Consider the following 19873-nt stretch of genomic DNA (forward strand, 5'->3'; position numbering starts at 1 on the left):
ATTATGGTATAGATAGCTTGCTGATGGATTCACTCTAAATGACAGTGCCCGCCGGGCAGTACACTATTCTTTTGTTACATTCATCATCAATTATGCAAGATAAACGTAATTTTGCAGATTAAATTACAGTTACAAAATTTTCCGGTTATGCGTTATTCCCCTATTGACCCATCGCTTTTCATTGGAAACCGCCGGCGCCTTGCCGAACTTCTCAAGCCGAAATCCATGGTGGTACTGAATGCCAATGATATACTGCCCACCAATGCAGACGGCACGCTGGCTTTCAAACAAAATACCGATCTGTTCTATCTTACAGGGGTTGACCAGGAAGAAACCATACTGGTGCTTTCGCCGCAACATCCCGACGAAAAACTGCGCGAGGTACTTTTTGTGCGGGAAACCAATGAAACCATCGCCATTTGGGAGGGAGAAAAACTCAGTAAGAAACAGGCCCGGGAAGTAACCGGAATTGAGACGGTTTTCTGGACACATCAATTCGAAAATGTTTTCAGGAATATCGTTTTTGAAGCTGAAACAGTATATCTCAACACCAACGAACATACCCGTAACGACTCACTCACCCAAACCAGGGAGGCACGGTTTGTCAGAGATTTCAAAGAAAAATATCCGCTGCATCGGCTGGACCGGCTCGCTCCGCTCATGCATTCCCTGCGGGCCATTAAGCAGCCTTTGGAAGTAATACTTATGCAGAAAGCCTGTGATATTACTAAACTAGGCTTCGACAGACTGCTGAAATTTGTAAAACCGGGAGTGCAGGAATATGAGATTGAGGCAGAGCTGCTGCACGAATTTATCCGGAACCGGTCAAAAGGCTTTGCCTATCAGCCAATCATCGCTTCGGGTGCGAATGCCTGCGTACTTCATTACATTCAGAATGACAAGCCCTGTCGGGATGGCGATATCCTTTTGCTGGACGTAGCAGCAGAATATGCCAATTACAATTCGGACCTTACCCGTAGTATACCGGTAAACGGCCGTTTCACAAAAAGGCAGCGCGATGTTTACGATGCTGTCCTGAATGTTTTCAAAGCGGCGAAAGGAATGCTGGTAACCGGCAATCTGTGGGACGAATACCACAGGGAAGTTGGGAAAATAATGGAAAGTGAGTTGCTTGGCCTGGGCCTCATCAGCAAAACGGACATTGAAAAGCAGGATCCGGAATGGCCCGCTTATCGCAAGTATTTTCCTCACGGTACCTCTCATTTTTTAGGATTGGACGTCCACGATGTGGGCAATAAGTACAGGCGTTTTGAGCCAGGAATGGTATTTACCTGTGAACCGGGAATTTATATCCGGGAGGAAGGACTGGGAATAAGACTGGAAAATAATATTCTGATCACGCAGGAAGGCAATATTGACCTGATGGGGCACATCCCCATTGAAGCGGAGGAAATTGAGGAAATCATGAACAGTTAATATGCATTCTTCGGATTTTTAGCTAATTCGGTTAACGATTATTTTAGGACCCAATAACACACTTGTATAAAATGAAAAGTATAACAGAAGCAAAACGGTATCTTGATAAAGCAAAAGAAATCCTTACGGAAAAAGCATTAAAAGAGGATGGATACTACCAGGACTCCAAATATGTAAAGATGGCTGGCCATACTGCGTACGCCGGAGTTCTGCTTGCACTGGATGCTTTTCTAGGCAAAAAGAGTAAAGGACGTAAAGATGTGGACTGGTACATACAGCATCTTGCCAAAACAGATAAGAAAATCCTTAACGCCTTCCTGACCGCCTATCAGGTACTCCATCTCGACATGGCCTACGACGGAGCAAAAAGCGCGAAACTCGCTGCAACAGGATTAGAGGAAGCGGAAAAGATCATCGACTGGCTCCAAAAGCGAAGCGTAGTAACAGCGGGATCATAAACCTATTGATTACATGAATTTTTTACCTGACGACGTCTATAAATTGCTACTGTCCTTTTTCCTGGGCATGATCATCGGCTTGGAAAGGGAATACCGCAGCAAGTCGGCGGGGCTGAGAACCATGATCCTCATTGCCGTAGGATCAACACTTTTTACCATTATCTCCATCAAGATAAGTTCTGACGCGGGACGGATAGCGGCCAACATCGTAACAGGTATCGGGTTCATAGGTGCAGGAATTATTTTCAGAGAAAATAGCCGGGTCGTTGGCATCACGACTGCTGCCATTGTGTGGGTAACCGCAGCACTGGGTATGGGAATAGGGGCTGGATTTTATGTACTTTCCATTGCCTGTTTTGTGATATCAGGTATGTCTCTGGTGATCCTGTCTCCGGTACAAAACTGGGTACGAAAACAAAGTCAGATCAGAAATTACCGACTGATGTGCATTTATGAGAAAAAGACGTTAAAAAAATATGAAGAACAGTTCAGAGAATATGACCTTAAAATCCTGAGAGCCGAACAAAACCGGTCGGGAAGCCATATAACCGGGACCTGGATCCTGCAGGGAACCGAAAAAGCACACGAGGAGTTAACCAAACGGTTACTTAACGATTCAGAGATTCTGGAATTTGATTTTTAACCTTTGAATCAATTCAATGAAAACTGTCCGAACGGCAACTTCATTTGCCTGTAATGCGTTATAAATTTGTTGCAAAATGCTTTTGAAATAAACAATGCGCAGAATCAGTATTTTGTATAACCCATTACAAGTTTATTTACAAAAGGGAAATATCACTTTTGTAAATTAAAAGTAAAACCCACTATGTCTAGTACTATTCCGAAGCTGCTATGGGAGCTTATTGAAAAAAATACAACACCGCAGGAAGCGGACTGGCTGAAAGAAAAGGGGTCCGCCGGAGCCATGGAACTAATGACCGCCTTTGTTGCCGCACCACGGTTTCTAGCCAAAAAATCAATTTATACGGACCTATCCGACCACTCGGAAATACCCGGATTCAGCGTGCACTGCTGGACGCTGGTGCGACTTGCACGTGTGTGGCTGCTGACCCAACTGGATGACTCGGATCAGAACGCATATATCCACAACATAGAAACGCTCTTTGATACCGCTGAAATGAATGAACTGGTGGCCTTGTATTCAGCGCTGCCGGTACTATCTTTTCCAGAAAAATGGCTTTTCAGAGCAACAGATGCCGTACGCTCCAATATGGGACTGGTTTTCGATGCTATTGCGCTTCATAACCCCTACCCCGAGAAGTACTTTACTGAACTTGCATGGAACCAGCTGGTACTCAAAACGATCTTCAATGACAAGCCTATCCACTACATCGTTGGATTAAAAAACAGGGAAAATCCTGCGCTGGCCTATACGCTGTCGGACTTTGCTCATGAACGCTGGGCAGCGGGACGATCCGTTGCACCAGAAGTATGGAGGTTGGTAAGCAGCTATATGAACGAAGACCTGGTATCCGATATGCGCCGACTGTTTCAGTCGGATCAACCGTCCAATCAGAAAGCCGCTGCACTGGCATGCCATGAATCCGGATATGTTTCTGCTTTGCATCTGCTGGCAGAATACCCCGAATTTGAACAATTAATAGCGTCCGGAGAATTAACCTGGGCCAATCTAGAAATCACTGACCTGAATACCTATGTGCCTCAACCATAACGAAAACTCCCCAAACCCATCGCATTTTGAGGAAAGTGAAGAAATTGCAACTGTAGAAAACCCTGATCACCGCGACATCGCCTGGAATGATTACCGCGATCTGATCAAAGGAATGCGTTTTTTTGATCCGCATATTCACATGGTTTCCCGCACAACCGACGATTATCAGGCAATGCACCAGGCAGGTATAGTAGCACTGATAGAACCTGCTTTCTGGGTTGGACAACCCCGGACAGGCCTGTCCAGTTTCAAGGACTATTACAGTAGCCTTGTGGGCTGGGAAAGGTTCCGTTCTTCACAATTCGGTATCAAACATTATTGCACCATGGGTTTAAATTCCCGTGAAGCAAACAATGAGCCGCTGGCAGAGCAGGTAATGGAAATTTTGCCGCTGTACATTTATAAAGAAGGTGTGGTAGGCGTAGGTGAAATTGGCTTCGACGACCAGACCGCTGCCGAAGAAAAATACTATCGCCTTCAGCTGGAACTCGCAAAAAAAGCCAATCTTCCGGTGCAGATCCATACACCTCACCGCGACAAAAAGAAAGGGACTGAACGGAGCATGGCCATAGCGCTGGAACACGGCATTGACCCTTCCTGGGTGATTGTGGACCACAATAATGAAGAAACGGTCAAAAGCGTGCTTGACAAAGGCTTTTGGGCTGCTTTTACAATTTATCCATTTACCAAAATGGGGAATGAAAGAATGGTAAAAGTGGTTGAAGCCTATGGCCCGGAAAGGATTATGGTTAACTCCGCGGCAGACTGGGGCATTTCCGATCCCCTGGCGATCCCTAAAACGGCTGCGTTAATGAAAATGAGAGGTATCCCGGAGGAGGCCATTAAAATGGTAACTTTTCAGAATGCAATTGATGCTTTCGGAAAAAGCGGACAGATAGATGTAACGGATTTTGAATCGGGTGTGGCAAGTGACCCCGCCGACAAATTTCATGGAAATTCCATTTTACGTGGCGGACAGCAACTGAATCCCGCCAAAGATTCCCTCGTCATTCAATAACGTGAGCAGTATCAAACCCTATTTACAGCTGACCCGCCCGGCCAATCTCGTCACTGCTGTGGCAGATATCCTGGCGGGTCTGGCTATAGCACAGTTTACATTTTCCGACTTCTCTCCTGCCTGCCTGGTACTCGCTACCCTCGGTTTATATGGAGGAGGCGTGGTCATGAACGATGTTTTCGATGCCAAACTGGATGCAATAGAGCGGCCCGAACGTGCCATTCCCTCGGGAAAGGTATCCTTGCAAGCTGCCACGTTCCTGGGTATTACCCTTTTGTTTGCAGGAGTATTGTTTGCCGCACTTTTTAGTTTTGAAAGCGGCGTCATTGCCATGATCATCGCCGTGCTTACCGTTGTATACAACCGTTTTGCCAAGCATCATGTATTTTTCGGTCCGTTGGTCATGGGCATGTGCCGGGGCGGAAACCTGATACTGGGAATGAGCGTTTTCCCCGAATCCGTTCAGCAATATGGCTGGATTGCCCTCGTACCGATTGCCTACATCGGTGCCATCACACTTATCAGCCAGGATGAGGTACATGGAGGGAAAAAACGTACGCTTTACATTGCCGCGCTTTTGTACTTCGCCGTGCTTTCGGTACAGATTACCGTGGCGTCGGACAAAGGGAATCTGGTTCCCGCTCTGCCTTTTATACTCCTGCATACCTGGCTGATTGGCCGGCCACTGTGGAATGCCATTCAGAACCCTGTTGGCCCTTTGATTGGGAAAGCGGTAAAGGCCGGAGTGATATCGCTTATCGTCATGAACGCCTCCTGGTGCATGGCATTTGGGCTGTGGCCGGTTGCCCTGGCTGTACTGGCATTACTGCCGCTGTCAATACTTCTGGCCAAAGTATTTGCCGTAACTTAGAACAAAAATAAAGTTACAACACCAACTAATGGTTTTTCTCTAATTGGAAGTCAGTATTAAAATTGAATTAGAAATAGAGATAATCAGGCTAAGCTGACGTAAGTTTGTCCTATAAATTCGTTTCTAAAACAGATAATACATTGTAATTGCTTTTTTTGCCGGACAGAGATGCAGCCAATTAAACAAAAATTTCAGATAGAATATACATATTCGGTTTTTTTCACCCGGAATCTGTTTGAAATATCCAATACCTCCCTGAAAGATTTTTTTCTTGATTATCAGGAGTTGGGGTTTCAGCGAAAAGCACTTATTGTTATAGATCAGGGTTTTTCCGCTTTTTACCCCCAGCTTGAAAAACAGATAAAGCTCTATTTCAAACAGGCTGTTCCTCATATTCAGCTCGCTCCGGAGATCATATATGTCCCGGGTGGCGAGGCCTCCAAAAATGACCCGGTGCTTTTTGATAAGCTGGCCGAAGCCGTGGACATCTATGGTATTGACAGGCATTCGTTTGTGATCGGGATTGGCGGAGGCGCGGTTTTGGATCTGGTTGGTTACGCAGCGGCGGTATCTCATCGCGGCATCAAACTGATCAGGATTCCTACCACCGTTTTATCTCAGAACGACTCGGGAGTTGGCGTTAAAAACGGTATCAATTTCCATGGCAAAAAGAATTTTCTCGGCACCTTTGCCCCTCCCGTAGCCGTTTTCAACGACCTTACGCTGCTGAACAGTCTGGACGACCGTGACTGGCGTGCAGGAATTGCGGAGGCCATCAAAGTGGCACTGATAAAGGATGCCCGTTTTTTTGAATGGATTGAACAAAATGTAGTTTCGCTCGCCAACCGGGACGAAACCAATATGGCATATCTCATCCACAGATGTGCCGAAATGCATACCGATCATATTGCCGGGGGCGATCCTTTTGAATTTGGCTCGTCCCGTCCTTTGGATTTTGGGCACTGGGCTGCACATAAGCTGGAATTCCTTACCAATTTCGAGGTTCGGCACGGAGAAGCGGTTGCCATAGGCATCGCCCTCGACTGCATCTATGCCAGGAGAATAGGGATGCTTGCTGAAAATGACCTGAACCGGATTCTGGACGTTTTAACCGCACTGGGATTTGACCTGTACCATCCGAAACTTTCTGAAAACGATAAAATCAACCTGCGTAATGGTATTCAGGAATTCAGGGAACATCTGGGCGGGCGGCTCACCATTATGCTTCTGGAAGAAATAGGGAAAGGAGTGGAAGTGCATGAACTGGATGCTGATTTGATCTCGCTGTCGGTAGATGACCTTGAAAACGTTCAGCTGCACAGTGCAGGAGCGAAGGTTTCTCAATAATTCAGTAATTTTGGTCATCCAGACCTGTGCCAAATCCGACCCAGTTAATGAATACTATCTACGGACATCTTACCTATTGCAGCAATATCCACCCAGGCGAAAAATGGGAAGACCATTTTAGAGCCCTTCGCGAAAATCTGCCCTATATCAAATCCAGACTGGCCCCTGACCAGCCTTTCGGACTGGGCCTAAGAATAGCGAACGAAGCCTCCCTGGCGTTAAGTAAGCCGGAAAATCTGGCCGAATTCAAAACCTGGCTGGATCAGCAAGGCATCTATGTGTTTGTAATCAATGGATTCCCGTTCGGCGGCTTTCATAATACGGTGGTGAAAGATCATGTTCACACACCGGATTGGACTACGGCAGACAGAAAAGATTATACCATCAGGTTATTCCGGATTCTGAGCCAGCTTCTTCCCGAGGGGATGGAAGGTGGCGTTTCCACCCCGCCATTATCCTACCGGTTATGGTGGAAAAACGCTGATGAAAGATTTCATGCCTCTCAAAAAGCAACGGAAAATATTCTTTTTGTTTTGGACGAGGTACTAGCTATAAAGGAACAAACCGGCAAAACGCTGCATCTTGATATTGAACCTGAACCGGATGGTATTCTGGATAACACCGCTGATTTTGTAAACTGGTACAAAAATGAACTGCTGCCAGCCGGGTCTGCTTACCTGGTATCAAAATATGATTTCAGTGAAGCCAAAGCCAGAGAAACGATTCGGGAGCACATTCGCCTGTGTTACGACATCTGTCATGCCGCAGTAGGTTTTGAAAAGCCTGAGGATATTTTAGCCAGTCTGGCGGAAGCAGGCATTAAGGTGGGCAGAATACAGGTAAGCTCTGCATTGAAAGTAGACTTCTCGTCGCAGCCAGAGGCGAAATTAGAGGCAATTGCTGCATTTGATGAACCTGTCTATCTTCATCAGGTGGTTGCCAGAACTTCAGGAAATAATTTTGCCCATTTTGGCGACTTACCCCAAGCACTGGATCAGTACAGCGGGGACCATCAAGAATGGCGGGTTCATTTTCACGTGCCGTTATTTATAGCATCCTACGGCCTGCTGGACTCCACCCAGGCCGATATTGTAAGAACGCTGGCACTCCACAAAAACGCCCCGTTCACAAATTACCTGGAGGTAGAAACTTATACGTGGGGGGTACTTCCCGCAGACATGCAAAAACCCATAGGCGATTCCATCGTACGCGAACTGGAATGGGTAAAAGAAATACTGACCCGCTAAGCAATAAAAGTACCGGCAGAACCTGAAATTATGAATAAAACTGTTGTCATAGATATCGTTGGCCTGAGTGCCAATCTGATCGGGGAACATACACCGTTTCTGAAAAAATACTTACAGGAGAGGTACCTCACACCCATCAGGCCGGTATTGCCCGCAGTCACCACCACATCGCAAAGTACTTATGTTACCGGCAGGTGGCCCCAATCTCATGGTATTGTAGCAAACGGCTGGTACGACCGGGTGGATTCCGAAGTGAAGTTCTGGAAACAGTCGAACAAACTGGTAGGCGGTGAGAAAATTTGGGATGCCGCAAAAAAAGCGGATCCTTCATTTACCTGTTCCAAGATGTTCTGGTGGTACAATATGTATTCAACCGCAGACTTTTCAGTAACGCCCCGGCCGCAATATCATGCAGACGGCGTAAAAGCCCCGGATTGCTATGCCCATCCGGCAGCGCTGCGCGACCAGCTTCAAAAAGAATTGGGGCAGTTCCCGTTGTTCAGTTTCTGGGGACCCAATGCAAATATTAAATCGACTAAATGGATTGCGGATGCTTCAATGTGGGTGGATAACCAGCATAATCCTACGCTGACGCTGATTTACCTCCCGCATCTTGATTACTGCCTCCAGAAGTTTGGCCCTGATTTTAGCAAGATCAGTAAGGAGTTAGGAGAGATAGACAAAATCGTGGAGGAACTGGTTATTTTTTATGAAGCCAAACAGGCAAAAATCATCCTTCTGTCTGAATATGGCATCAATCCTGTCAACAACCCGATCCACATCAACAGAATCCTCAGGAATGAAGGGCTGATATCCGTCAGAACAGAACGCTGGTACGAACTGCTTGACCCTGGAGCTTCAAAAGCCTTTGCAGCTTCCGACCACCAGATTGCACATATCTATCTGAATGACCCGAGTGTGAAAGAGCAGGTTATTCGTATTTTGAAGCAGACTCCAGGTATTGATCTGGTTTTGGATCGGGAAGAACAAAAGGAATATCATCTTGATCACGAACGCTCGGGAGATATCGTAGCCGTTGCGGATGCCGCCAGCTGGTTTACTTATTATTACTGGCTTGAAGACGCCAAGGCACCAGACTATGCACATTTGGTGGACATTCACAGGAAACCGGGTTATGACCCCGTTGAAATGTTTATGGATCCTAAAAACCCATTGATCAAATTACGGGCAGGCTACAAACTCGCACGCAAACTACTGGGATTCAGATACCTCATGGATGTAATACCTCTTGACGCTACCCTGATAAAAGGATCACATGGCGGAATAAATATGGGAAAAGAGTACTATCCAATCTGCATTACCAACACGCCTCTAGATAAAAATGAGATTGAAGCGATTGATGTATATGATGTAATCTGGAAACATTTGATGTGATTTTTGCGATTAGCAAATCGCGAATTAACCGGAAGGAATTCCGAAGAATGTGACTGTCACTCCTTTCAGAATTTTCCCCACATCGCTGCCACAGCATAACCTATCATCACCAGGCAAAGCAGGACTTTCATCGCGATTCCTGTTACAAAACCAACAAAGGAACCCAAAGCCGACTTAAAGGCATCTTTCGCACCAAAGCCTCCTAATAATTCACCAATCAGGGCGCCTGCAAAAGTACCTGCGAAGATCCCTATGCCAGGCAGGATAAAGAAGCCGACTAATAATCCTATCGTTGCTCCAACTGCACCATACCTGGTCCCTCCAAATTTTTTTGTTCCCCAGATAGGTATGTAATAATCAAGTACTGCTATAACAGCCGTAAAGATACCCAGCGTGATCAATACCGGCTTGCTGAATTCCGCAAATTTGCTGATGTGCAAAAGAATAAGTCCTGCATAACTAAGCGGAGGACCGGGCAATGGCAACACAGCGCCCGCCAAACCAACGAGCAGACAAACGATACCTGCTAAAAGAAGAAGAATATCCATTTCGGCATGACAAATTAATGATGAATTAACAAAAAAACAGTGGGTCGTCCTATCTTTGCCGGAAATATCAAAACCAAGGTATAGTTGTTGTATATATTATCCCTTCGTGCGGTTGTTCCATTATTCAAATTCATAAAATGTCAAAAGTTCTTATTATCGGTGCCGGGGGTGTTGGCAGTGTTGTTGCCCATAAATGTGCAATGAACAGTCAGGTTTTTTCTGAAATTATGCTGGCCAGCCGTACCAAGGCCAAGTGTGATAAAATAGCTGCCGAAATCCAGGAAATGCACGGAGTTACGATCCAGACTGCACAGGTTGACGCTGATATTGTGGCAGAAACGGTACTTCTGATCAAAAAATTTCAACCAAAGATGCTGATCAACGTAGCACTTCCCTACCAGGATCTTACGTTGATGGAGGCTTGTCTCGCCACTGGTATACATTACCTGGATACTGCCAATTACGAACCGAAGGACGTTGCCAAATTTGAATACAGCTGGCAATGGGCCTATCAGGAGCGCTTCCGTGAAGCAGGCCTGATGGCACTTCTGGGCTGCGGTTTTGATCCGGGCGTTACCCAGGTTTACACGGCCTATGCCAACAAGCACCATTTTGACGAAATGCATTACCTTGATATCATTGATTGCAACGCAGGAGATCATGGTAAAGCATTTGCGACCAATTTTAATCCTGAGATCAATATCCGGGAAATTACACAGCCGGGACGTTACTGGGAAAATGGTGAGTGGGTAGAAATAGAAGCGATGTCCATCCATAAACCGATAGATTACCCGGGAATCGGGCCCAAAGAAAGTTACGTGTTGTACCACGAAGAACTGGAATCACTGGTCAAAAATTTCCCGACGCTTAAACGTGCCAGGTTCTGGATGACTTTCGGCCAGCAGTATATTACGCACCTGAATGTCCTTGAAAATGTGGGGATGACGAGTATCAAACCCATTAAATTTCAGGGAATGGATATTGTACCCCTGGAATTCCTTAAAGCGGTGTTACCTGCGCCCGATTCCCTTGGCGAAAACTACTCTGGCCAAACTTCCATTGGCTGCCAGATAAAAGGTATCCAGGACGGCCAGGAAAAGACTTATTATGTCTGGAACAACTGTGACCATGCCGAATGTTACCGAGAGGTACGTGCCCAGGCAGTGAGTTATACCACAGGTGTACCTGCCATGATCGGTGCTATGCTGATGCTTACCAACGAAGAATGGCTGAAACCAGGTGTGTGGAACTGTGAAGAACTTAATCCGGATCCGTTTATGGATCTGCTCAACCAGCATGGATTGCCCTGGAATGAAAAAGTGAATGTGGAATTACCGCATGAATACCCAGCCTGATTTTTGTAAAAGAACAAAGGAGATCCCAGGATTCAGGTCCGGTTTCCCTTTGTTTTTTCCAGGATATAATCCAGAATACCCTCAAAGTTGTCAGGATGAAACCATTGAAAAATAGCCTGATGCCGGAACCAGGTCAGTTGTCGCTTGGCATATCTTCTTGAATTTTGCTTTAAAAGTCTTACCATTTCCGGCTCGTTATACTGCCCATCCAAAAAACCGTAAACTTCCTTGTAACCAACAGTCTGCAAAGCATGATGCGCCCTGTACGCGATCAAATCCCTTGCTTCCTGCACCAGGCCGTTTTCGAGCATTAAGTCCATCCGTTCATCAATCCGGCTGTATAATTCCTGCCTGTCCCGGTCCAGTCCTATCATAATGGGCTGAAAAGGGCGTTCCTTTTTCATTTTTTGCTGAAATCTTGAGATAGGTATACCGCTGGTCATAAATACTTCCAGCGCCCTGACCACCCGCTGAGGATTCTGCCATTCACGGGTACCGGCAAAGTCGGGGTCTGCCCTGGCAATCTCAGCTTGTAGGGTTGTCAATCCTTCCTTTTCAAGCCTTTCAGTTAGTGATTCCCGCAGGCCCGGGAGCGGTGCGGGTAGGTCGTCTAGCCCTTCCAAAACAGCCTTCACGTAAAACCCGGATCCACCAGCCATGATTACATAGTTGCTTTTCCTGAATAATTCCTCCAGCAGCTGCAGCGCATCTCTTTCAAAATCTCCTGCGCTATAGGATTCTGCAATGGAATGGGAATTGATAAAATAATGGGGTACCAAGGCTAGCTCTTCCTCCGAAGGCTTGGCAGTGCCAACGTTCAACTCTTTAAAAAACTGCCTGGAATCCGCTGAAATAATTTCTGCTTTCAGGGCCATGGCGATCCTGATAGCCAGAGAGGTTTTCCCAACCGCCGTGGGACCGGCAATAATAATCAGGTATTTATTCGAAGTGTTTGGCATTCTGGTGTTTTTATTTCAACTTTATTCATTACAAAAGTAAGATCATGAACGCCAGCACACTACTATTCTTCCTAATTTCTCTTACGCTGGGTACTGGTATAGGTGCCGTGGCCTACAAGTGGTTTTTTGTAAAAAAGTCAAACGAAGAAACATCCAAAACCGAATCCACAGTACTCCTTGAAAGTATCGAAAAGGTATTCAAGGTGGTAATGGCAGAAGGGTATTTCACCGAAATATACAATTATGAGAACCACAGGAATTTCTGGAACCTGATAAGCGACAAGAAAAAAGCGCTTATCATTGCCAAAGCCAAAGTACTTGTGGGGTACGACTTCGGCAAAATGCGCTTTCATTTTTCTCATTCCGACCGAAAAATGATCATTGAATATTTCCCGGAGCCAGAGGTATTGTCCATGGATACGGATTATAAATTTTATGACATAGAACAAGGCTGGCTGAACCGTTTTCAGACAGACGACTACACTGCCATTCTAAATGAAGCAAAAAAGACGATGAACGAAAAAGCTCTTCAGAGCGACCTCCCCAGAATTGCCTCTAATCAGGTACAGTTGATGATGTTTCAGCTTGCCGCAACCATGAGCTGGAAAATAGATCTTCTATTACCCGAAATCAACAAAAAACAACTTGATGAATTTTCAAAATATCGTCCCACGGATGCGAATATCGATTCGCTTAAAATTGATGACAATCCCTAATATTTAATTATTTTATAATGAAATAACTTTTCTGCTCATCATTTATCTCTTTCTTCGCGTAGATATGTTAAATTACAAAAGTCTTTACTACTTATTCATTCTTAAACTTTAGCGATATGTTGAAAAAACTATCTTTGATGCTCTTTCTTGGTATGGTATTACTCTTTGCAGGCTGTAAGGGAGATCAGGGCGATGTCGGTCCTCAGGGAGAAAAAGGAGACAAGGGAGATACTGGCGCACAAGGTCCAGCTGGTCCTGCCGGTCAGGACGGAGAGGACGGCACAGGGTCCGGATCACTTCCTTTGCTATTATCCGTTGGAAAAGATACCACCTATGCAGAAACAGGCGGGTATATAGTGGCACTCGATGAACTTACTGACGAAGCACTTGCTCTTTTAGACAAGTCTGCAATCCTGGTTTATATTAAATCGCAGGGTGTGTATTGGCCGCTGCCCGGTTTGGTCGCTTTTGAAGAAGGTGTAAGCAATTTTACTTTTGTTCATGGTGTAGACGAAACGGACAAATACTTCTTCGTAGAGTTGCTGGCCGTCAACTGGTCAGAAGATCAGGAAACTGCACCTCGCAGGGTTTTTGAAGACCTCCGCATCATTATCATGCCGACCGAAGAACTTACCAGAAAACGCCAGGATATCAATTACAAAGATTACAACGACGTAGTAAGCAAACTCGGCCTTACCGACAAAGATCTGAAAATTGTAAGCGGTAATAAACAACTCGCTTTTAAGAAAAAATAACAAGCCGGATTGATATAAAAAAAGCGGAGCCGAAAACTCCGCTTTTTTTATATGCCTGGATTCTTAAACATTAAATCTAAAGTGCATGATATCTCCGTCGGCCACAACATATTCCTTTCCTTCGACTGCCATTTTACCGGCTTCCTTTACGCCCGCTTCATTCTTGAACTGCTGAAAATCAGCTATTTTAATTACCTCAGCACGAATAAACCCTTTCTCAAAATCACTGTGAATGACGCCGGCGGCCTGTGGCGCTTTCCATCCCCTCACAATGGTCCATGCCCTCACCTCCTTCACACCGGCCGTAAAATACGTAATCAGGTTCAGCAAGGAATACGATGCTTTAATCAGTTTGCTCAGCCCTGATTCTTTCAGTCCGTATTCAGCAAGAAACATTTCATGCTCCTCCGGATCTTCAATTTCGGATATCTGTGACTCAATCGCAGCACATAAAACAATTACTTCCGCACCTTCCTGTTTGACAGTTTCACGAAGTTTCTCGGAATACTCGTTTCCAGCAAGCATGGACTGCTCATCTACATTGGCAACATACAAAACAGGTTTTGCGGTCAGTAGCTGAAGATCTCCGATTGCCGCTTGCTTTGCTTCCTCGTCAACAATGAGGCTTCGGGCATTTTTGCCAGCTTCCAGCGTGGCTTTATACTGCTTCAGCAATTCAAGTTCAGCCTTGGCTTTGGCGTCACCGGCTCTTGCAGCTTTTTCGACTTTCTGTATTTTTTTATCTACCGATTCAAGGTCTTTCAGCTGAAGTTCGGCATCTATAATTTCTTTGTCAAAAACCGGGTCCACGCGACCCTCCACATGGACAACGTTCTCATCCTGAAAACAACGTACCACATGCACAATAGCATCAACCTCCCGGATGTTGGCCAAAAATTTATTTCCCAGACCAGCTCCCTGGCTTGCGCCTTTAACCAATCCTGCAATGTCGACGAACTCAATGATCGTCGGGATAACTTTTTGAGGATTAACCAGGCCCGTGAGAATATCAAGGCGCTCATCGGGTACCGTTACTACCCCCACATTGGGTTCAATCGTACAAAACGGGTAGTTGGCGGCTTCCGCCTTACCAGTTGAAATGGCATTAAAAAGTGTGGACTTCCCTACATTAGGCAATCCTACGATTCCACATTGAAGACTCATTTATTTCTAAAAATAGGTAATACGATTATATGACAGCGGCTGGATACCAAACTTGCCGCAAAATTAGGAATTGTAATTATGAAAACCATTCCGTTGAGGAAAGTAAATGTATCCGCAAAACGAAAAGCCTTCGGAAACGCTTCCAAAGGCCGGGGCATTTTCTAAAACGTTCAGTGCACTACTCCCACTTCAGGTCCGACTCTCCTATTACGACGTCCACTTCGTCTGATTTGGATTCGAACTGAGAAAAATCAACTTCCGGCATCAATTCCGTTTTCACGTGATCCACGGCATCTTTCAAAGCATCAACAAACTTATCGAAATCCTCTTTGTACAAAAACATTTTGTGTTTTTCGTACGTAAAACCATCCCCTTGCGGATGACGACGGCTTTCAGTGATCGTTAAATAATAATCGTTAGATCGTGTTGAGCGAACATCGAAGAAGTAAGTCCGTTTTCCTGCCCTAACCCTTTTGGAGTAGATTTGCTCTCTGTCTTCCACTATTTTGTGTTTGTTAAATAGGTTTTCGAACGCTAAAATAGAAAGTTTATTGCTCCGAACAAAAAATCCAAAAGATATTAAGCATAAGGAGTATTCTAAAACTGCAATTTGTTCACATCCGGTTCTAATTTCCGGGCAGGATATACTTTTTCTCAGCGAATTATGTTACATTTGAAGGATTCATAAACCGGACAATCGTCTGATTATGAATTTATGAAGTAATAATAAGATACTGGCTTTCTTAGCTATGTCCCACTAAACCCTCAGATATGACTTATCATCGGATTCTGATTTTCGCACTTCTCCTGATCGTCGGTTCAACTCAAAGTTCTTTTGCACAGGCAGTTCTGGGCAAGACCGAAAAAGGAAAGGCGTCCTACTATGCCTCCAGATTTCACGGAAAAAAAACTGCCTTCGGTGAAGTCCACAGTGGTACCGAATTTTCGGCCGCACACAGGAGCTACCCGCTCAATACGATGCTTGAAGTGACTAATCTGGACAACAACGAGAAGGTCGTCGTCCGGGTTAATGACCGGGGACCGTATTCGCATCACCGTATTATTGACGTGAGCAAGGAGGCTGCCAAAATCCTGGGCCTTATGGCCATGGGAGTTGCCAATGTATCGGTAAGAGTGGTGGGTATGGAAGGCATGGTATTATTGGGCGAAGACGAAGAAATGGATGCCAGATCCGGCAAAATCGTTTCGATGCATTCCAAAAAGTAAAACCCCGAAATGAGTATCAGACAGGTAGATTTAGCAAAAGTACGGGAGTTTGGAAATCTTGAATTCCTTGCTAAACAACTTGTTGAAGGATTTATTACCGGGCTCCATAAGTCCCCCTTCCATGGCTTTTCGGTTGAGTTTGCCGAGCATCAGCTTTACAATACCGGAGAATCCACAAGAAATATTGACTGGAAGGTTTTTGCTAAAACAGACCGCCTTTACGTGAAACGTTATGAGGAAGAAACCAATCTCCGCTGCCACATTTTACTGGACACATCTTCGTCCATGTACTATCCGGATATCTCTTATGGCAAAATGACATTCAGCGTGATGGCCGCAGCGAGCTTGACCTATCTCCTGCAGCGTCAGAAAGATGCCGTAAGCCTGTGCACGTTTTCGGAAAATATAGAAATACAGACTGCCGTTAAATCTACGCCGTCACACGTGCACAAAATTATGCTGGACCTGGAAAATCTCCTGAAAACCAGCAGGCCATTGGTTAAAACATCAGTCGCAAAAGTTTTGCACCAGATTGCTGAAAAAATCCATAAACGGTCTCTGGTGGTCATTTTCAGTGATATGTTTGAGAATCTGGAGGAAGCAGAACTGATATTTTCGGCATTACAGCACTTGCGCCACAATCTTCATGAGGTACTGCTCTTTCATGTAACGGATCGGAATACTGAGGAAAATTTCGCCTTCGAAAATAGGCCGTACGAATTTATTGATCTGGAATCAGGTGAAAAAATAAAAGTACAGCCCGATCAGGTGAGAGAATCGTACCAAAGGTTTGTCGGAGATTTTTACCAGAAGCTTAAACTAAAATGCGGCCAGTATAAGATCGATTTTATTGAAGCCGACATTGCACAGGGCTTTGATCCCATCCTGATGGCCTACTTGGTAAAGCATTCAAAAATGAGGTAATTTTTTCGCACCTTTGCGCACAAAATCCTATCATTATTGTGCTTGTCCCGTGAAAAAACGCTCCCTGATCTTCGTTCTGTTAATCGCTTTTTTGGGCCTGTGCCAAGGCTGCAAGTCTGCCAAGAAGTCCCTAAAGAAAGGAGATTTTGATGACTCTGTACTTCGTGCTGTTTCCAAACTGAAAGATAATCCCAACCATGCCAGCTCACTGGAAATTCTAAAAAAGGCCTATCCGGCGGCACTGGACCAACATCTGGAAGATATCAGATACAACAGGACCACATCGGATATTTTCAGATGGGAAAAAGAACTTGATTCCTATTACAAACTGAATAAACTTTATAACGCTATAATATCCTGCTCTTCATGCAGAAAAGCGGTGGAAGCCCGTAACTATGAAAATGAAGAAAAAGCGGCACGGAGCAATGCAGCCGCGGTGAGATACAAAGAAGGCGAGCGGTTCCTCACAATCGGTGACAGGGAAAACGCCAGACAAGCCTATCTGAACTTTGAAAAAACAGAGGAGATTTTCCCTGACTACCCTGGCAACCGAAAAAAGCTGGAGGTATCTTACGAACTGGCTTCTTTTAAGGTAGTGATAGAACATGTGCTTGTAACGTCAAAGGTATATCAGCTGAGTAATGAGTACTTTCAGGGCAGGGTGAACGAATTTCTTCAGACAAATAAAACCCTGAACAAATTTGTGCGATTTTACACCTCCGAAGAAGCCGAAGAAATACGTCTCCGTCCAGACCAGGTGATTACCTTGCAGTTCGACGATTTTGTTGTGGGGCAAACCGTTATTGACAGAAACACCGAGACGTTTGTCAGCAAAGATTCTGTCAAGACAGGAGAGCAAACAATAGGCAAAACAAAAGTACCAGTATACGACAAAGTAAAAGCAAAACTGACACGGAACAAAAAACTGGTGAGATCCTCAGGCCTGCTGGACATGCAGATAAGGGATTTTAAAACAAAACGGATGGTGAGCCAGGAAAAATTCAATGGGGAATACAACTGGATATGCGAATGGGCCTTTTTCAACGGCGATGAAAGGGCACTCACCCCGGAACAATTGAGGCTTTGCAAAAGCCAGGAACTACCTCCGCCACCGCCTCAGCAACTTTTTGTTGAGTTCAGTAAGCCAATTTATGACAGGCTTACCAGCAGGCTTCGTTCCTTTTACGCAAATTACTGAAACAAGGCCTTCCACCGACTAGACTTTCCAAGTCTTGAAGACTTGGAAAGTCTAAAGCCTTCCATCACCTGAAAAGCTCCATAAACAACTGGTCAAGGTGTGCCACCGGCGCTACCTCTATCTTTAACCTTCCGGTATCCAGCCCCTTGCTGTTGTATTTGGATATATATATTTTCTTAAAACCTAGCTTTTCCGCTTCCGACACTCTGCTTTCAATCCTGTTAACAGCACGCACTTCCCCTCCCAGGCCTACTTCCGCCGCAAAGCAAACCGAAGGAGGGATAAATCTGTCTTCATAAGAAGAAACCAATGAAGATATTACCGATAAGTCAATCGCAGGATCCTCCACCCGAAGTCCACCAGCAACATTCAGGAAAACATCCTGTACACCCAGCCTGAAACCACCCCGTTTTTCCAGTACTGCCAGCAACATCTGGAGCCTTTTGGCGTCAAATCCTGTACTGCTCCGCTGAGGAGTACCGTAGTTCGCAACACTGACGAGCGACTGTATCTCGATCAGCAACGGCCGGTTTCCTTCCATCATTGAACCGATTGCAATACCACTCACAGGTTCGTCACGCTGCGAGATCAGTATCTCCGAAGGATTACTCACCTGCCTGAGGCCGCTGCCATGCATTTCATATATCCCCAGCTCCGACGTGCTTCCGAATCTGTTTTTAATCGTCCTCAAAATCCTGTAAGTAGTATGCCGGTCTCCTTCAAACTGAAGTACCGTATCCACCATATGTTCCAGCACCTTGGGGCCCGCCAGTGAGCCATCCTTGGTAATATGACCAATGAGGAAAACCGGCACACCAGTTTCCTTTGCATACTTCATAAACTCGGCAGTACACTCTCTCACCTGCGACACGCTCCCTGCACCGGATTCGATATAAGCCGACTGCATGGTCTGGATAGAGTCCACCACCAGTACATCCGGCTTAAAATCCTCGATCTGCCGGAAGATACTCGAAGTCTGCGTTTCTGTAAGTATGAAACAATTGCTGCTTTTGGAGCTCATGCGCTCTGCCCGCATCTTGATCTGCTGTTCCGACTCTTCTCCCGAAACATACAAAACGCGCTTTTCGGAAAGGGTAAGCGCAATCTGCAGCATCAGGGTCGACTTCCCTATCCCAGGTTCGCCCCCGATCAGGATCAGTGAGCCCTGAACAATTCCTCCTCCCAAAACCCTGTTGAGTTCTTCGTCCAGTGTGAGGATTCTTGGCTCATCTTCGTATTCTATCTCCGCTATTGCTTTGGGCCTGCTTACCAGGCTGACAGATTTCCAGGATACCGTGGTCTTTTTGTCTTCCTTTTCAATAACTTCCTGAACAAATGTATTCCACTCACCGCAGGAAGGACATCGCCCAACCCACTTTGGAGAGTTGTATCCGCATTCCTGACAGAAGTAAGCCGTTTTTACTTTGGCCATAAATTTTAAAATTAAGTGGTTCCCGGAAAGAAACCTGTCTGGACAAATTTCGCCCAAATATGCAACGCTTTGATACGTTAAATCAAAAATAGATCGCTTTGGGTATAATTTTTTAACATCTGTCGTTAT

General features: G+C 45.4%; 20 protein-coding genes. 15 read left to right on the forward strand and 5 right to left on the reverse strand.

Annotation, left to right across the window (positions count from 1 at the left end; all coding sequences use genetic code 11):
- Positions 1–147: 147 nt before the first annotated feature.
- The 9 genes from KOE27_RS16790 (at position 148) to KOE27_RS16830 (ending at position 9466) form a co-directional block, all read left to right on the forward strand.
- Complete coding sequence (locus KOE27_RS16790) at positions 148–1437, forward strand: aminopeptidase P family protein (protein ID WP_215239998.1); 1290 nt, start codon at positions 148–150, stop codon at positions 1435–1437.
- 71 nt (positions 1438–1508) lie between these two features.
- Positions 1509–1895 carry a DUF5618 family protein gene (locus KOE27_RS16795; protein ID WP_215239999.1) on the forward strand — a complete coding sequence of 129 codons (387 nt, stop codon included), beginning with the start codon at positions 1509–1511 and terminating at the stop codon, positions 1893–1895.
- Between the two features lie 13 nt (positions 1896–1908).
- Complete coding sequence (locus KOE27_RS16800) at positions 1909–2538, forward strand: MgtC/SapB family protein (protein ID WP_215240000.1); 630 nt, start codon at positions 1909–1911, stop codon at positions 2536–2538.
- A 183-nt stretch (positions 2539–2721) separates the two neighbouring features.
- Positions 2722–3588, forward strand: coding sequence for an EboA domain-containing protein (locus KOE27_RS16805; RefSeq protein ID WP_215240001.1), 867 nt, complete (start codon positions 2722–2724; stop codon positions 3586–3588).
- Entirely contained in the window at positions 3572–4606 is a 1035-nt protein-coding gene (locus tag KOE27_RS16810) for a TatD family hydrolase (RefSeq protein WP_215240002.1), read from the forward strand. Before KOE27_RS16805 ends, KOE27_RS16810 begins: the two co-directional genes overlap by 17 nt.
- A gap of 1 nt (position 4607) precedes the next feature.
- On the forward strand, positions 4608–5477 hold the full coding sequence (eboC, locus tag KOE27_RS16815; protein WP_215240003.1) for a UbiA-like protein EboC: 870 nt from the start codon (positions 4608–4610) through the stop codon (positions 5475–5477).
- Between the two features lie 168 nt (positions 5478–5645).
- Entirely contained in the window at positions 5646–6824 is a 1179-nt protein-coding gene (locus KOE27_RS16820) for a 3-dehydroquinate synthase (RefSeq protein WP_215240004.1), read from the forward strand.
- Positions 6825–6871: 47 nt separating this feature from the next.
- Complete coding sequence (gene eboE / locus KOE27_RS16825; RefSeq protein ID WP_215240005.1) at positions 6872–8071, forward strand: metabolite traffic protein EboE; 1200 nt, start codon at positions 6872–6874, stop codon at positions 8069–8071.
- Positions 8072–8101: 30 nt separating this feature from the next.
- A complete protein-coding gene (locus tag KOE27_RS16830; protein ID WP_215240006.1) occupies positions 8102–9466 on the forward strand; it encodes an alkaline phosphatase family protein in 1365 nt (454 codons plus the stop codon).
- A gap of 65 nt (positions 9467–9531) precedes the next feature.
- Here the strand turns inward: KOE27_RS16830 and KOE27_RS16835 are convergent, their stop codons facing one another.
- Positions 9532–10014 carry a DUF456 domain-containing protein gene (locus KOE27_RS16835; protein WP_215240007.1) on the reverse strand — a complete coding sequence of 161 codons (483 nt, stop codon included), beginning with the start codon at positions 10012–10014 and terminating at the stop codon, positions 9532–9534.
- Positions 10015–10151: 137 nt separating this feature from the next.
- Between KOE27_RS16835 and KOE27_RS16840 the strand changes: the two genes are divergently transcribed.
- Positions 10152–11369 (forward strand): saccharopine dehydrogenase family protein, encoded by a 1218-nt coding sequence (locus KOE27_RS16840; RefSeq protein WP_215240008.1) that lies wholly within the window; start codon positions 10152–10154, stop codon positions 11367–11369.
- Positions 11370–11401: 32 nt separating this feature from the next.
- Here the strand turns inward: KOE27_RS16840 and miaA are convergent, their stop codons facing one another.
- A complete protein-coding gene (gene miaA, locus KOE27_RS16845; protein WP_215240009.1) occupies positions 11402–12328 on the reverse strand; it encodes a tRNA (adenosine(37)-N6)-dimethylallyltransferase MiaA in 927 nt (308 codons plus the stop codon).
- A 44-nt stretch (positions 12329–12372) separates the two neighbouring features.
- Here miaA and KOE27_RS16850 point away from each other — a divergent pair, with 44 nt between their 5' ends.
- Together KOE27_RS16850 and KOE27_RS16855 are read left to right on the forward strand one after the other, a co-directional pair.
- A complete protein-coding gene (locus KOE27_RS16850) occupies positions 12373–13044 on the forward strand; it encodes a DUF4230 domain-containing protein (protein ID WP_215240010.1) in 672 nt (223 codons plus the stop codon).
- A gap of 116 nt (positions 13045–13160) precedes the next feature.
- Positions 13161–13799, forward strand: coding sequence for a collagen-like triple helix repeat-containing protein (locus KOE27_RS16855; RefSeq protein ID WP_215240011.1), 639 nt, complete (start codon positions 13161–13163; stop codon positions 13797–13799).
- Positions 13800–13862: 63 nt separating this feature from the next.
- On the opposite strand, the gene ychF is transcribed toward KOE27_RS16855, so the two are convergent.
- Together ychF and KOE27_RS16865 are read right to left on the reverse strand one after the other, a co-directional pair.
- Positions 13863–14963, reverse strand: a complete 1101-nt coding sequence (ychF, locus tag KOE27_RS16860) for a redox-regulated ATPase YchF (protein WP_215240012.1) — start codon at positions 14961–14963, stop codon at positions 13863–13865.
- 178 nt (positions 14964–15141) lie between these two features.
- Entirely contained in the window at positions 15142–15465 is a 324-nt protein-coding gene (locus KOE27_RS16865; protein WP_406566857.1) for a DUF3276 family protein, read from the reverse strand.
- A gap of 269 nt (positions 15466–15734) precedes the next feature.
- On the opposite strand from KOE27_RS16865, the gene KOE27_RS16870 reads away from it, so the two are divergent.
- The 3 genes from KOE27_RS16870 to KOE27_RS16880 are packed head-to-tail and all read left to right on the forward strand — an operon-like array spanning position 15735 to position 18312.
- Positions 15735–16190, forward strand: a complete 456-nt coding sequence (locus KOE27_RS16870; RefSeq protein ID WP_215240013.1) for a septal ring lytic transglycosylase RlpA family protein — start codon at positions 15735–15737, stop codon at positions 16188–16190.
- Positions 16191–16199: 9 nt separating this feature from the next.
- On the forward strand, positions 16200–17114 hold the full coding sequence (locus KOE27_RS16875; protein WP_215240014.1) for a DUF58 domain-containing protein: 915 nt from the start codon (positions 16200–16202) through the stop codon (positions 17112–17114).
- A 49-nt stretch (positions 17115–17163) separates the two neighbouring features.
- Positions 17164–18312, forward strand: a complete 1149-nt coding sequence (locus KOE27_RS16880; RefSeq protein WP_215240015.1) for a hypothetical protein — start codon at positions 17164–17166, stop codon at positions 18310–18312.
- A gap of 64 nt (positions 18313–18376) precedes the next feature.
- Here the strand turns inward: KOE27_RS16880 and radA are convergent, their stop codons facing one another.
- Positions 18377–19744 (reverse strand): DNA repair protein RadA, encoded by a 1368-nt coding sequence (radA, locus tag KOE27_RS16885; RefSeq protein WP_215240016.1) that lies wholly within the window; start codon positions 19742–19744, stop codon positions 18377–18379.
- Positions 19745–19873: the final 129 nt, after the last annotated feature.

Origin of the sequence: Dyadobacter sp. CECT 9275 (assembly GCF_907164905.1) — a bacterium.
GTDB classification, from domain to species: domain Bacteria; phylum Bacteroidota; class Bacteroidia; order Cytophagales; family Spirosomataceae; genus Dyadobacter; species Dyadobacter helix.